Annotated in this window: 17 protein-coding genes and 2 riboswitches; of the genes, 5 read left to right on the top strand and 12 right to left on the bottom strand. The window is 43.1% G+C overall.

The annotated features are described in order from the left end of the window. Positions 1 to 7: 7 nt before the first annotated feature. Positions 8 to 439, bottom strand: a complete 432-nt coding sequence (locus NSU05_RS07270; protein WP_029726990.1) for a hypothetical protein — start codon at positions 437 to 439, stop codon at positions 8 to 10. An 85-nt stretch (positions 440 to 524) separates the two neighbouring features. Then, entirely contained in the window at positions 525 to 782 is a 258-nt protein-coding gene (gene spo0E, locus NSU05_RS07265; protein WP_003218598.1) for an aspartyl-phosphate phosphatase Spo0E, read from the bottom strand. A 202-nt stretch (positions 783 to 984) separates the two neighbouring features. Here spo0E and NSU05_RS07260 point away from each other — a divergent pair, with 202 nt between their 5' ends. After that, positions 985 to 1,305: a YkvA family protein gene (locus NSU05_RS07260; RefSeq protein ID WP_003232481.1), complete on the top strand. Its 321-nt coding sequence runs from the start codon at positions 985 to 987 to the stop codon at positions 1,303 to 1,305. A 40-nt stretch (positions 1,306 to 1,345) separates the two neighbouring features. Here the strand turns inward: NSU05_RS07260 and mtnD are convergent, their stop codons facing one another. From mtnD to mtnE, 5 genes are all read right to left on the bottom strand, one after another. After that, positions 1,346 to 1,882, bottom strand: a complete 537-nt coding sequence (mtnD, locus tag NSU05_RS07255) for an acireductone dioxygenase (RefSeq protein WP_038428875.1) — start codon at positions 1,880 to 1,882, stop codon at positions 1,346 to 1,348. 14 nt (positions 1,883 to 1,896) lie between these two features. Next, entirely contained in the window at positions 1,897 to 2,526 is a 630-nt protein-coding gene (locus NSU05_RS07250; RefSeq protein WP_029317714.1) for a methylthioribulose 1-phosphate dehydratase, read from the bottom strand. Next, positions 2,484 to 3,191 (bottom strand): 2-hydroxy-3-keto-5-methylthiopentenyl-1-phosphate phosphatase, encoded by a 708-nt coding sequence (mtnX, locus tag NSU05_RS07245; protein WP_038428874.1) that lies wholly within the window; start codon positions 3,189 to 3,191, stop codon positions 2,484 to 2,486. Before mtnX ends, NSU05_RS07250 begins: the two co-directional genes overlap by 43 nt. Continuing rightward, a complete protein-coding gene (gene mtnW / locus NSU05_RS07240; protein WP_015483161.1) occupies positions 3,188 to 4,405 on the bottom strand; it encodes a 2,3-diketo-5-methylthiopentyl-1-phosphate enolase in 1,218 nt (405 codons plus the stop codon). Before mtnW ends, mtnX begins: the two co-directional genes overlap by 4 nt. Before the next feature lie 84 nt (positions 4,406 to 4,489). After that, a riboswitch (SAM riboswitch) is annotated at positions 4,490 to 4,590 on the bottom strand. A 38-nt stretch (positions 4,591 to 4,628) separates the two neighbouring features. Further along, the gene (gene mtnE / locus NSU05_RS07235; RefSeq protein WP_038428872.1) at positions 4,629 to 5,825 is read right to left on the bottom strand and encodes a methionine-glutamine aminotransferase; all 1,197 of its coding nucleotides are present in this window, start codon (positions 5,823 to 5,825) and stop codon (positions 4,629 to 4,631) included. A gap of 94 nt (positions 5,826 to 5,919) precedes the next feature. On the opposite strand from mtnE, the gene NSU05_RS07230 reads away from it, so the two are divergent. From NSU05_RS07230 to mtnA, 3 genes are all read left to right on the top strand, one after another. After that, the gene (locus tag NSU05_RS07230; protein ID WP_038428871.1) at positions 5,920 to 6,699 is read left to right on the top strand and encodes a carbon-nitrogen family hydrolase; all 780 of its coding nucleotides are present in this window, start codon (positions 5,920 to 5,922) and stop codon (positions 6,697 to 6,699) included. Positions 6,700 to 6,782: 83 nt separating this feature from the next. Then, positions 6,783 to 6,939: riboswitch (SAM riboswitch) on the top strand. 92 nt (positions 6,940 to 7,031) lie between these two features. Further along, entirely contained in the window at positions 7,032 to 8,225 is a 1,194-nt protein-coding gene (gene mtnK, locus NSU05_RS07225; RefSeq protein WP_029317711.1) for an S-methyl-5-thioribose kinase, read from the top strand. A 7-nt stretch (positions 8,226 to 8,232) separates the two neighbouring features. Further along, entirely contained in the window at positions 8,233 to 9,294 is a 1,062-nt protein-coding gene (gene mtnA / locus NSU05_RS07220; RefSeq protein WP_017695074.1) for an S-methyl-5-thioribose-1-phosphate isomerase, read from the top strand. 33 nt (positions 9,295 to 9,327) lie between these two features. On the opposite strand, the gene NSU05_RS07215 is transcribed toward mtnA, so the two are convergent. The 3 genes from NSU05_RS07215 to kinE form a co-directional block, all read right to left on the bottom strand. Continuing rightward, positions 9,328 to 9,453 (bottom strand): hypothetical protein, encoded by a 126-nt coding sequence (locus tag NSU05_RS07215; RefSeq protein WP_003232500.1) that lies wholly within the window; start codon positions 9,451 to 9,453, stop codon positions 9,328 to 9,330. An 89-nt stretch (positions 9,454 to 9,542) separates the two neighbouring features. Then, the gene (gene ogt / locus NSU05_RS07210) at positions 9,543 to 10,040 is read right to left on the bottom strand and encodes a methylated-DNA--protein-cysteine methyltransferase (protein ID WP_038428870.1); all 498 of its coding nucleotides are present in this window, start codon (positions 10,038 to 10,040) and stop codon (positions 9,543 to 9,545) included. Beyond that, positions 10,037 to 12,253, bottom strand: coding sequence for a sporulation two-component system sensor histidine kinase KinE (gene kinE, locus NSU05_RS07205; RefSeq protein ID WP_029946305.1), 2,217 nt, complete (start codon positions 12,251 to 12,253; stop codon positions 10,037 to 10,039). The genes ogt and kinE overlap by 4 nt, the downstream gene beginning before the upstream one ends. Positions 12,254 to 12,505: 252 nt before the next feature. Between kinE and NSU05_RS07200 the strand changes: the two genes are divergently transcribed. Next, positions 12,506 to 13,528, top strand: a complete 1,023-nt coding sequence (locus NSU05_RS07200; RefSeq protein WP_038428869.1) for an acyltransferase family protein — start codon at positions 12,506 to 12,508, stop codon at positions 13,526 to 13,528. Between the two features lie 41 nt (positions 13,529 to 13,569). On the opposite strand, the gene NSU05_RS07195 is transcribed toward NSU05_RS07200, so the two are convergent. Together NSU05_RS07195 and NSU05_RS07190 are read right to left on the bottom strand one after the other, a co-directional pair. Continuing rightward, positions 13,570 to 13,746, bottom strand: coding sequence for a hypothetical protein (locus NSU05_RS07195; RefSeq protein WP_003245411.1), 177 nt, complete (start codon positions 13,744 to 13,746; stop codon positions 13,570 to 13,572). A 2-nt stretch (positions 13,747 to 13,748) separates the two neighbouring features. Next, positions 13,749 to 13,904, bottom strand: a complete 156-nt coding sequence (locus NSU05_RS07190) for a hypothetical protein (RefSeq protein WP_038428868.1) — start codon at positions 13,902 to 13,904, stop codon at positions 13,749 to 13,751. Positions 13,905 to 14,022 lie beyond the last annotated feature (118 nt).

The following is a 14,022-nucleotide window of genomic DNA, read 5'->3' as shown; positions in this document are numbered from 1 at the left end:
GGGTTTTTTATCTTCGTGATCGGGCATTGCCATTCGATTTGCTTGCTGGTCTTCCAGAAAAAAGGACTTTGATGAAACGCAACAGCATTTTCAAAAGTAAAAAAAACATAAAAAATACTAAAAAACCCTTTATACCTTCCGTGGCATCTAAAAACTCCATATTCCCTCTCCCCGTCACCTTTTGCTGAATCTCAATCGCAAATACGATGACAATAATGACTGTAACGGTATAGATAAAGGACAAGGCTGTCATACTCCATTTAGAAAGCCATGTAAACACAGCGTGAGTGACGCCGAAAAAGAATATGCCAAAAATGCCGATCACCCAAAAATGCATTTCTTTGTCAGTTAAATGAATGCCAAATATTCCGCATAAGGAAATAAAAGCATCATGAAATTGATTGACCATTTCGGTAATGAGAATCGCCAGTTCTTTCATTAGTTCCCTCTTTCATATGAATTTTTTCCAGAAAAAAAGAGCGCTTCCGAAAAGCTCTCTCTTTATATATGCATCTGATAGGCCGCTATTTATTTGCATCATATGCTGGCATAACATCTCTGCGGGGCCACAAGCCTAATTTCTTTACAAGGCCTTGAATCCCTTGGGAATGTTCGTTTTCTTGCATAAGCTGGTGATATTCATTTATTAAACAATCCAGCTCCTGACTGTGCCTGATCGTGTCATGCCCTGTAAATCCCTGCTTTCTAGCGGCATCTATCATTAACTTTCTTTTTTCATCAATAGACACCAACAATCTTTCTTGTTCAGAAGAACCGCCCATTCACTTCACCCCTCGCCGCTAAGAAATAGGAAACAAGTTTGATTGGGTTATTGTGCATTATTACAGATTATACTTTATTTGTAAACATATTTTCATTAAATAAGTTAATTTTTCAGGTATAATAGATATATTGATAGGATTAGAAGAACAATACCCAGGTGAAGAATATCTTAAACACGCCGCCAGGCAGGAGGAATGCCCAATGAAGAAAAAGAAAGCAATTATGCTCGGAGCGGCAGGCGGAAAAGCAATTTTGAAGAGGAAAAACCGAAAAAAATGTATCCAGCACATCACTACTTTTTTTCAGATGCTTCGCGATTGGCGAAATGGCGACTACCCTCGTTCACAGGTTAAAACACTTTTGCTGTTAACTGCCGCAATCCTGTATATCGTCATGCCGCTCGATATCATTCCAGACGTAATCCTCGGTCTTGGGTTCATTGACGATGCAGCTGTTTTAGGTTTGATTTGGACACTGATTAAAAAAGAACTGTCACAGTATGAAAAGTGGCGTTTGCAATAAATATAAAAAGCCCCGTTCGATGAACGGGGCTATCTCATGCTTATTGATTCACGCTGTCTTTTTCATAAATAGGAACCCAGCCTTCAGTTGTGACAAAAATTCTCATCGCGACAACTTTGCGGTCCTCCTGAAGCGTGAAGTAATGGCGGATATTCTCAGGCACGGAGATTAAATCTCCAGGGTTTAAACGGACATCAAAAAACGTTCCGTCCTTGCCTTGAATGACAAAAATACCGTGTCCGCTTACAATAAAACGAACCTCATCGTCTGTATGGTGATGCTCTCTTTTAAAGTTTTCAAGCAGTTCATCAAGTTTCGGATTGCTGTCTGACAATGAAATAACATCCTGTGCTTTATAGCCGCGGCGGGTTGAGATATCTTTAATTTCAGTTTCGAAGGTATCAAGAATTTGCTGTTTTTCTTCTTCTGTCAGATCATATTTCTCTGAGAGATGTTCCGGAAGTTTCGTGATATCCCATTGCTCATAAATAACCTCTTGACTGTCCAGAAATCTTGCCACTTCCTCTTGATTTTCAATCGTTGTATTTGCCTCATCATGAATTCGAATTGTAGCCATTTCAATTCCTCCTTTTATTTAACCAGCTGATGCTGGAGTGTTTTCAATTTCAAATGGTAGCTAAACAAAAATTCATACGCTTCAAGCACTCTTTTTGCCTCAAATGCTGTTCTCCCCCAAGCCGTAATACCATGATTTCGGATCAGAACAGCTCCTGAATCTTCTGAAATCTCTTCCGCAAACAGTGCCGCAAGCGTCGGGATATGTGCCGGATTTTCTATAATCGGAACGGTCACTTCTGCGTTCTCTTCCCACAAGCCGAGTGCTTTTATAATTTCCTGCCCTTTGAATGTGATTTTCTTTTGGTCTCCGTATAACTCTGAAATCACATTATTGTTTACCGTATGGACATGCAGGCAGCATCCGGCATTGGTTTTATTGTACAAATGTGTATGCAAAAGCGTTTCTGCTGACGGTTTCAGAGAATGCCCGCTTTCAGCAGGCTCTCCGTTTTGATCAACCAGCAGAAAATCTTCAACCGTCTCTTTGCGTTTATCTTTTCCGCTTGCAGTGACGAGAAATGTTAAAGGATCATCTGTAACCTTAATTGACAGATTGCCGCTAGTCGCCGGAAACCAATCTCTCTCTGCCAATTCCCGTTTTACTTCAGCGAGCTCTCGCCAGCGTTCTTGTTTTGCAGCCATTCCTGTACCTCCTTTACATTCTCAATTTCCTTTCTTATCTCATAAAAATCTTGATACGGAAGATGATTGAGGTTTTGCTCCCGGCATTCGTTTAATAAATAATCCCTTGCAAAGCATAGGTCAGACAGCTTTGCTGCCTCCACATCTGTAACCGAATCACCGATCATGATGATATATTGGTTCGGTTCAGAAAGTTCATGGATGACCGACGGCTTACAGCACCCGCATTGATTGCTGCATGTGCCCTTGCAGGAATGAGGCCAGTCAATATGGATATAGTCATTGTCAAATGAAGCATGGTTGCAATATATGCGTTCTTTCTCCACAATGCCTTCAAGCAAAGGATATACAAAAAAGTCCATTCCACCGCTTATGACATAAAACGGAATCTCGTGCTCATTGATAAATGCTACAAATTCCCGAAAGCCTTCCCTAATTTTTGCATCTTCCAATACAAAACTTGTAATCTCTTCTTTTAAACGGCTGGGCAGAAGGCCGAACATCCGCCCGACACCTTCCTTGATCGACAGCGTTTTGGAAAGTACGCCGTCTTTTAATGCCACCCACTCTGGGGGAGCAAATGTTTTCATGATATTTATAATGTTGTCGTTCATCGTGATTGTTCCGTCAAAATCACAAATAATAAAAGGTTTTCGAGTCGTCATACGGCTTCAACCTTTCCCCATTTATCTAGCGCAAGCTTAAGATCCTTGCATTGTTCGGCTTTTTCATCAATCGGCTGGGCCTCTAGGACCGCATCAATAATGGCTCTGAACGCTCGCCCCCCGCCTTGGGCACCGTTCGGATGTCCATGTACGCCTCCTCCGGCGTTAATAATGTGGTCTATGCCGAAATCACGCATTAATAGCGGAACCATGCCGGGATGAATGCCTGCTGACGGAACCGCAAATGTTTGGTTAAAAGCATCCTCTCTCACACATTCTTCATGAATCGCCAGTGCATCTGCTCTTGGAAGCGCAACCGAACCATATGGAGACGGAAAGAGGCTGAAGTCAGCACCGCAATATCGGTTTAATTTTCCGAGTAAAAGAGCGTGAGAAAAACCGTAAAACGGAGAAGACGTAAACGCTCCGCTGACTGCTGGATGCGCCATAATCGGAACTGGGATTTCAGGATCTTCTGCAAGGCCTTGCATAACGTCCAAGCCGTAAGCAAAGACATTAAACAAAAGCGCATCCGCTCCCAGCTCGGCGGCGCGTCTCGCTTTGTCTTTCAGATCAGCCGTACGTCCAGTCAAATTCACCGCATACAGCGTTTTATGTCCGGTTTGCTCATACGTTTCTTTCAATATTTGCTTTCCTTCTGCAATTCTTGTTTCAAAAGGCGCTAGACCTGTCTCAAAGAAAATTTCATCGTCTTTAATCAAGTCAACTCCGCCAAGCGCCTGCTGCCGGAGCTGTTCTTTAATATCACTCAGGTCCCTTCCGATTACGCCTTTAAATATGCTCATTAACAGCGGTCTCTCAAACTCTCCCAGCAGCTTCCGGATGCCGTATACGCCAAACTTCGGTCCCGGCAGTGCACGCTTAAATGCTTCAGAGAAGTGAAGATCGATTAATTTGATTTTTCCGTCCAGGGACAGCTTGCCAAACACTGTTGTCAGCAAAGCCGGAATATCCTGAGAGAAATTGATTTCAGGATAGGCAATTGTGATGACCGCTTGTTTTTCTGATGCAGCAGTTCCCTCTCTCTCCTCAACTTTTATCACCCGCCCCTTGTGCTTTTGCATTTGCTCCTGTTTTACAAGGGGCAGATCAGTCCAGGAGCCTACTGTCAATCCTGTTGCGATTTGTTCTGCTTTCTTCTCTGTATCGGCTCCCGGTTCGGTCAGGAGATATGTCGCTAATAACTCACTCATGCCAGAGCTCCTTTCATTTTCATCCATATCAAAAAACCTCTTCAAACTGCAATCGCGTCTAAAGAGGTTTCGTTTCTCGTCCGAATCTTATCTCTCAGCCGCTAGCTGCAAGAATTAGCACCGTGCTTTATAAGTCGGTTGCCGGGCTTCATCGGGCTCGTCCCTCTGCCTGCTCTTGATAAGAAAATATAGATTTTATAAATTATTTTGAATTATCCCATCGTTATAAGGTCTTGTCAATGCTTTTTTGGGTAAACAGGTTCAGTTTGCCAATTCGATAAGCGGCTTCCTTAAGTCTTTCTTCACTTGTTAAAAGTCCGACTCTGACGTAGCCCTCGCCATATTCACCGAAGCCGCTTCCAGCCGCAACTACCACATTCGCTTTTTCCAGCAAGAGATCTGAGAACTGCTCTGAAGTATAGCCTTCAGGCACAGGCAGCCATGCAAAAAAAGAACCTGCGGGAGCTGTTACATCCCAGCCGATTTCCCGGCATGCCGTGATCCAAGCATTTCTCCTGCTCTCATACCTGGCATTTTGCTCTGCCACGCACGTCTGATCGGCTAACAGTGCCTCTGCTGCAGCCTCCTGAGTCGCTCTGAAAAGACTGACAAACATATGGTCTTGATAAAGATTGATCGCTTCAATGACCGAAGCGTTTCCGACGGCAAAGCCAACCCGCCATCCTGCCATATTATACGTTTTTGACAGCGTGTAAATTTCAATTCCGATATCCTTCGCACCTTCAGTCTGCAAAAAGCTTAAAGGCTTGCAGCCGTCAAATCCTACAGCGCCGTAAGCAAAATCGTGAACGACGCAGATTCCGTTTTCAGTCGCAAAACGCACGGTATCTTCAAAGAACTCGGAAGTAGCAACAGCTCCGGTCGGATTATTGGGATAATTCAAATACATCAATTTCGCCTGTTCCCTTATTTCAGCGGTTATGCTGCTGTAATCAGGGAGAAACGCCCTGTCCTTTACGAGCGGCATCATTTCCATCTTTGCTTTTGCAAGTGTGACACCCGACCAGTAATCAGGATAACCCGGATCGGGAACTAAAATCGTATCACCGGGATTCAACAAGCATTGCGGGAGCTCGACTAGACCCGCTTTTCCGCCGAATAATACAGCGACTTCGGTTTCCGGATCCAGATCAATGCCGTATTCTCTTTTGTAAAATGCAGCAGCCGCTGACTTCAGACGGTATGAGCCGCGAAAAGAAGAATATTTATGATTCTCAGGATCAGCAACAGCTCGTTTCATCTCCTCGACAATATGTTCAGGAGTCGGCTGATCTGGATTTCCCTGTCCTAGATTGATAACGTCATGTCCTTCTGCGAGCTTTCGGTTCACTTTCTGCACCAGAGAAGCGAAGAATTGTTTAGGCAATTCCTTCAATACATGAGACTGTTCAAATTTCATCTATTCTCACCTTCTAAAAAAATCTTGAAATGATAGTCCATCATCATATATGGTTAAATGAAAAAAGTAAAGAAAAATTTGGGGTGTTAAAAAGATGAAATGGACGATATCTTGTCTTCAATTTGATATTTCATACGGCAAACCTTCGGAAAATATAAAAAAGGCTGAATTTTTCATCGAAAAAGAAAGCAAACATGCTGGTGTTCTTGTTCTGCCTGAATTATGGACGACCGGATATGATCTGGCCAATCTTGATGAACTCGCTGACGAAGACGGCCGCTCCGCTCAGAGCTGGCTGAAGAAAACGGCAAAAAAACATGGTGTTCATATTGTCGCCGGGTCGGTCGCTGTCAGGAAGAATTCTGATGTTTATAATACAATGTACATCGCGGATAAGGAAGGGCAAATCATTAAAGAGTACAGAAAAGCCCATCTTTTTCAGCTGATGGATGAGCATCTGTATTTATCAGCCGGTTCCGAAGACGGATACTTTGAGCTTGACGGCGTCAAAAGCTCAGGATTGATCTGTTACGATATCCGTTTTCCGGAATGGATCAGAAAACATACGACAAAAGGCGCCAACGTGCTGTTTATTTCTGCGGAATGGCCTCTTCCCCGCCTTGATCATTGGAAAAGCCTGCTTATTGCGCGGGCCATTGAAAACCAATGCTTTGTCGCAGCCTGCAATTGTACCGGTTCAAATCCGGATAATGAATTTGCAGGACATAGCCTGATTATTGATCCATGGGGGCGCATACTTGCTGAAGGCGGCCGAGAAGAAGGCATAGTCCGAGCGGAAATCGACCTTCAAGAAAGCGCAGAAGTTCGGGAGAGCATTCCTGTTTTCGATGATATCAGAAAAGATTTATATTAAAAAAAATATTGACAACTAACTAAATTACCTGTTACCATGTTCATCAACTGATAAATTAGAATTGTCAAACAAGTGAATATATTCTCTTATCGAGAGTTGGGCGAGGGATTTGGCCTTTTGACCCCAACAGCAACCGACCGTAATTCCATTGTGAAATGGGGCGCATCTTTTTCGCGCCGAGACGCTGGTCTCTTAAGGCACGGTGCTAATTCCATTCAGATCTGATCTGAGAGATAAGAGAGGCGGACATAGATGTTAAGCCTCCTTCTCTCTGAGAAGGAGGCTTTTTTACGGCTACATATTAAGTGATTACATAATTGGAGGTTATGATGATGGGAGTCACAAAAACACCTTTATACGAAACGTTAAATGAAAGCTCCGCTGTGGCGTTGGCGGTGAAGCTTGGCCTATTTCCAAGCAAAAGCACGCTGACATGCCAGGAGATCGGAGACGGCAACTTAAATTACGTTTTTCATATTTATGATCAAGAACATGACAGAGCATTGATCATTAAACAGGCGGTTCCGTATGCAAAAGTGGTGGGAGAAAGCTGGCCGCTGACAATCGACCGTGCAAGAATCGAAAGCAGCGCTCTCATCCGTCAGGGCGAGCATGTGCCTCACCTGGTTCCAAGAGTTTTTTATTCTGATACGGAAATGGCGGTTACCGTCATGGAGGATCTCTCTCACCTCAAGATCGCAAGAAAAGGACTCATTGAGGGTGAAAACTATCCTCATCTGTCGCAGCACATCGGTGAATTTTTAGGAAAAACACTTTTCTACTCATCAGATTACGCGCTTGAACCTAAGGTGAAAAAACAGCTTGTTAAACAGTTTACAAATCCAGAGCTATGCGACATTACGGAAAGACTTGTTTTTACAGATCCTTTCTTCGACCATGACACAAATGATTTTGAAGAAGAGCTTCGTCCTTTTGTCGAAAAGCTTTGGAATAATGACAGCGTTAAAATCGAAGCCGCTAAGCTGAAAAAGTCATTTTTAACGTCTGCAGAAACGTTGATTCATGGTGATTTGCATACAGGAAGCATTTTCGCAAGTGAGCACGAAACAAAGGTGATTGATCCTGAGTTTGCTTTTTACGGACCGATCGGCTTTGATGTAGGGCAATTTATCGCCAACTTATTTTTGAACGCACTCAGCCGTGACGGGGCTGACAGAGAGCCGTTATATGAACATGTCAAAAAGGTCTGGGAAACGTTTGAAGAGACGTTTAGTGAATCCTGGCAGAAGGACAGTCTGGATGTTTACGCCAACATCGACGGTTACCTCACTGATACGCTCAGCCATATTTTTGAAGAAGCAATCGGATTTGCGGGCTGTGAGCTGATACGACGCACGATCGGCCTTGCCCATGTAGCTGACCTGGATACGATCGTGCCGTTTGATAAACGAATCGGCAGAAAACGCTTGGCGCTCGAAACCGGCACAGCCTTTATCGAAAAACGTTCGGAATTCAAAACGATAACAGATGTTATTGAATTATTTAAGTTACTTGTAAAGGAATGATCTATTCATGACCCATTCATTTGCTGTTCCACGTTCTGTTGAATGGAAAGAAACAGCTATTACCATTTTAAATCAGCAAAAGCTTCCTGATGAGACGGAATATTTGGAGCTGACGACGAAAGAGGATGTATTTGATGCGATTGTCACGCTCAAAGTAAGAGGCGCTCCGGCGATCGGCATTACGGCTGCCTTCGGCCTAGCGCTTGCTGCCAAAAACATTGAAACAGATAATGTCACGGAATTCCGCCGCAGACTGGAAGACATCAAACAATATTTAAACAGCTCACGGCCTACCGCCATTAATTTGTCATGGGCGCTTGAGAGACTGAGTCATTCGGTCGAAAACGCGATTTCCGTAAATGAAGCAAAAACAAACCTTGTCCATGAAGCCATTCAGATTCAGGTCGAGGATGAGGAAACGTGCCGGTTGATCGGCCAAAACGCCCTGCAGCTTTTCAAAAAAGGCGACAGGATCATGACAATCTGCAATGCCGGCTCAATCGCGACAAGCCGCTATGGAACGGCGCTAGCTCCGTTTTACTTGGCCAAACAAAAAGATTTGGGATTACACATTTATGCCTGTGAAACAAGGCCTGTCCTGCAAGGTTCACGCCTTACTGCTTGGGAGCTGATGCAGGGGGGCATTGATGTCACTCTGATCACAGACAGCATGGCTGCCCATACGATGAAGGAAAAACAAATTTCCGCTGTTATTGTCGGAGCCGACCGAATTGCAAAGAACGGTGATACGGCAAATAAAATCGGCACATACGGTCTTGCTATTTTAGCAAACGCCTTTGATATTCCGTTTTTTGTCGCCGCACCTTTATCTACATTTGATACAAAGGTCGAATGCGGCGCTGATATCCCGATAGAGGAACGCGATCCCGAGGAAGTCAGGCAGATTTCCGGAGTTCGGACCGCTCCATCCAATGTGCCTGTCTTTAATCCCGCTTTCGACATTACACCTCATGATCTCATTTCAGGAATCATCACAGAAAAAGGGATTATGACCGGAAACTATGAAGAAGAGATTGAACAGCTGTTTAGAGGAGAAAAGGTGCATTAAAAAACCGCTGGACTTTGCTCATTTGGAGCCGAGTCAGCGGTTTTTTTGTTTCTTTTTGTTAACATTGATGATTTCATCTTTTTGAGCGCTTGATAAGATATGCAGTTTCACAAACAGTTCGGCAAAAACGGCAAGTTTCTCAGAGCGGCTCGGCTTCAATTGCTTTGTCCTCCTTTTTCATCAGACCAACTTTTTTAACTTAATAAAATGATATGTCGGCCGTGAAAAAAGGGAACGTGCCATATGTTTTATTTTTCTTTATAGGAGATTCGCTCGATGTTTAGCAAAAATGCTTTGATCTCCGTTTTGCTTCCGGCGTATCCTGTTAACGCACTGTTTTTGCCGATCACTCTGTGGCACGGGACAAAAATCGGCAGGTCGTTACGTTTATTAGCCTGCCCGACAGCGCGCACCGCTTTCGGACTGCCGACCGCAGCGGCAATATCCGCATAGCTTCGGGATTCGCCATATGGAATCCTCTCCAGCGCCTGCCACACTTTTTGCTGAAAAGGAGTGCCCTTTTGGCTGAGCGGCAGGGAGAATGTCTTCCTTTCGCCTGCGAAATATTCTTGAAGCTGTTGTTTCGCTTCTGCAAGATTAGGTGTTTCCTTGTGCTCAGTATTCTGAACCATTTCTTTCCAATCCACCCAATCTTCCTGACTGAGAAATAGACGAGTGATCCGGTCCTCCTCTTCGGCAATGATAAGTTCACCGAGCGGCGTCTCGGCTGTCGTATAGTAGTTCATTCATCATTCCTTCTTTCTTCAGCATTCTGTCTGACAGGAAGCGTAATATGAAAAACGGTGCCCTTCCCTTCTTCACTTTCTACCATAATCTCGCCTTGATGTTCTTCAATAATTTTATAGCTTACCATAAGCCCAAGTCCAGTTCCCCGTTCCTTTGTCGTATAAAATGGTTCACCAAGGCGCTTTAATTTATCTTCTGTCATTCCGATTCCCTCGTCTTTTAAGGAGATAAGAACATGATCTTGATCCAATGCCCTTATCGTTACAAAAATATTTCCGCCGTCAGGCATCACTTCGATGGCGTTTTTTAATATATTGATAAAAACCTGTTTCAGCTGATTCGGTTCACAGTAAATCGGGGGAATGTCGTCAATTAAATCAAGTTGCATTTGTACATTGCTAAGATTGGCTTGCGCATTTAGAAGGTCTATCGTGTCCCTCATAATTTGGGTAACATGTTTTTCCTCATACATAATGGCCTGGGGCTTGGCTAAAATCAAGAATTCGGTGATGATGGATTCGATGCGCTTTAGTTCTGAGGTGATCACGTTGAAGTAAAGGGCGTAGTCTCCCTCGACACTCCCTTTCAGAAGCTGAATGAAGCCTTTAAGAGCAGTCATCGGATTTCTGATTTCATGAGCAATGCCGGCTGCGAGTTCGCCGACAACATGAAGGGTATCTGATTTGCGCAGGCGTTCCTCCAATTCTTTTCGCTCTGTTACGTCTTTAAAGATAGCCAAGTTCATATTTTGAATAATATTCCGTTTAAATGAGAATTCGAGTTTTCTGTTATCACCGCTGCTCAGCAAAAATGGAATTTCGTTGTCCATTTCATCAAAATTAATCTGCCTTGCCGGTGATGCCAGATTTTCTATTTCATAAGCAGAAATAATATCTAACAGGCTGTGCTGTTTGATCTCTTCATGTGACAGGCCCAAAATATGGCTTGCTAACGGGTTGGCGTCAATGATCCTGTATTGATTATCGAACAATACATTGCCGTCCATTGAGCCGTTGAACACTTTTCTGAATTTCAGCTCGCTTTCCCGAAGCTCCTTTTCCATCCGCTTTCTGTCGCTTACATTTCTTAAGATCGTCAAATGCTGATTTTCAAGGATTGTCCGTTTTGAAGTAAATTCAAGCTCTTTGAATTGCCCGTTCCCCATTTGAAACAGCAGCTCTTCTCTGATCTCTCCGTATTTTGCGTATTTCCTTTTCGTTATGCTGTATTTCTGCTGCGAGTCAACGAGAAAATCACACAGCTTTCTTTTCAACAGCAAATTCATCGGCAGCTCAAAAATTTTACAGGCTGATTGATTCGCTTTTACGATTCTTCCGTCATTCGACCAGATGATGATGGCGTCCATTGCATTTTCAAAGATTTCTCTGAAGCGCTCCTCACTTTTAAAGAGCTGCAGCTCCATAGACCGCTTCTCTGTGATATCCCTCATAATGGACATATAAAAACCGCTGATGATGTTTGATGTAATCGTGAATTCAAATAGTTTTTGAACTCCTGAACGAAGCTTGACAGGCAGCTCCCCCTTCGCTTTTCCCTTGCGGTTGAGCGCCTTCCAGATATTGTCGAAATCTTTACGTGAGCCGCTGTCTATGAACTCATACAAAGATAAATGAGACAGCTCATTATGATTGATTTCAAAGCTTTTACAAAAGGACAAATTGGCATCAATAAAACCGCCATCTTTATCAAACAGGACGATTCCGTCAACTGCTCTGTCAAACAAGTCCTTAAAAAGCTGTTCATTCATAGAGAATTCCCGCTCCAGAATCTTCTTAGAAGATATGTCCCTCATGACAACAAAAAAGAAATCCTCGCCAATACCTCTTTTGGCCAGAAACTCTATGTATTTTGTTGCCCCGCAATCAAGCCTGATCGGAACCTCCTTCCACAGAAAGCCTTTTTTAAAAAACTTCTTTACGGAAAGATTCAGTTCATCCTTTGGGATTGAAAACAAAAAATCCAAAACAGAACGCTTTTTCAAATCTTCCGAGTCAACTTGAAGCATCCTTTCTGTTGCTTCATTTGCCTGAACAATCCGCATTTCGTTATCACAAATAAAAATAGCATCGAGCGTATTGTTGACAATCACTTGATGCTGATTCAATTCCTTTTTCAGTCGCGCGTTTTCTTCTTTGAGGCGATTCAGTTCCTCTCGCAGCTCCGAGTTTGTCTGGACACCAAGAGTTTCCATGCATGTACACTCCTTCTTCAAAACCTATCCCTCAATATTTCTACAAAATGCGGGAACTTCCTTCATTTGCCCTATAAATTTCAGAAAATTTCAGCGCCATTACATTACGAAGACATTTTCTACGATCCTTACCGTCACTTTACATCGACCTAACAATCAGCATTTTTTTAGATTCCTTTTTCATCTTTTATTTTAAAATATGTACCAGCAGGGAATAATCTCTTAGTGACTGATGAAAGAGAAGGTGATGCTATGAGTAAGTCGCGGGACAGTTATTTCGATAACGCAAAATTTTTATTGATATTCCTTGTTGTATTCGGTCATATCCTTCGTTCCTTTATTAATGATAATCATTTTATGCTCTACCTCTACAAGTTCATTTACACATTCCATATGCCTGCATTTATTCTTGTATCCGGTTATTTCGCGAAAGGCTTTAAACGGGCGGGATATGTAAAAAAGCTGGCGGTCAAGCTGATTATTCCGTATTTGATTTTCCAAATCATTTATTCCGTCTTTTATTACATTATGCAAGATGAAAGCATAGCAAATGTGAACCCGATTGATCCGCAATGGTCGTTATGGTTTCTTGTAAGCTTATTCTTTTGGAACCTGCTCCTATATCCTTTTTCAAAGCTTTCAAAACAGTGGGCGCTGTTTGTCAGCTGCGGAATCGCCGTGCTGATCGGTTATCTGGACTTTGTCAGCAGCACGCTGAGCTTGTCACGGACATTCGTATTCTTACCGATGTTCCTTGTCGGTTTTTATTTAAATAAACATCATTTTGATTTATTGAGATCAAAACGCGGCAAACAAATTGCGCTCGGAGTGCTTGCCGCAGTATTCGTCATCTGCTGGGGCATCGATTTTGACTATTCTTTTCTGTTTGGTTCAAAACCGTATTCTTCATTTGGAGACGTTACCCTGGTAAGCGGACTATCCCGAATCGGCTGGTATGTACTCGCCTTTGCGGCAACCTTCAGCTTTTTAGCGCTTGTTCCGCAAAAACGGTATTTCTTTACCAGATGGGGAACCCGGACATTTTACGTGTATCTGCTTCACGGGTTTATTATTAAAACATTACGGCAGGTCGGGCTTGAGGATTGGCTTACTGACTATCAAAGCTTAGTGATCCTCTTGCTTTTAACAGCAGCCCTGACATCAGTCCTCTCCAGCAACTTTGTTAAGACAGTCGCTCAGCCCTTCATTGAGCTGAGGATGACCAGCTTATTGCAATTTGTCAGAGGAACGGGCAAAAATGCTTATTTAAAATAGAAAAAGCACCTCTTAAGCGGACGCCGCCTAAGAGGTCTTTTTTATTGTTGTTTTTTGTTTTTTTCTTTTTTCTTTTCAGGCTTGGTGACTTCCAGCGTTTCGATGATCTTTCCGGCATTGTAATCCCCAAGTTCACTTGAGAATTCTTCCTCCAGCACCTTTTTATTCATAGGCTTTTTATGATTTTGCATGTCTCTGCTATGACGGTTTTTCTTCACAATTACATGCCTCCCTGCTGGCCCTGTTTGGAATTGCGGTTTGCCCCTCTAAAATTGGGGTCGTCATGATATTGTGTCTTATATGAATTGGGGTCCATGCTCTTGGTAGGTGTATTGTTATTTTTAATGGCTTCATTCACTTCAGCTTTACGCTTCATACGAATCCTCCTCGCCAATTTTCAGACATTTTAAGATCCAGGAGCGTAAATTGCACCTGTCGAAGTTAGGTTCTCCAACTGAACAGGAGGCACACATCTTTTTTTTGGCAATCAAAAA

Source organism: Bacillus sp. EU52 (assembly GCF_037964975.1).
GTDB classification, from domain to species: Bacteria; Bacillota; Bacilli; order Bacillales; family Bacillaceae; genus Bacillus; species Bacillus subtilis.
This window is presented reverse-complemented; position numbering and strand designations above follow the sequence as displayed.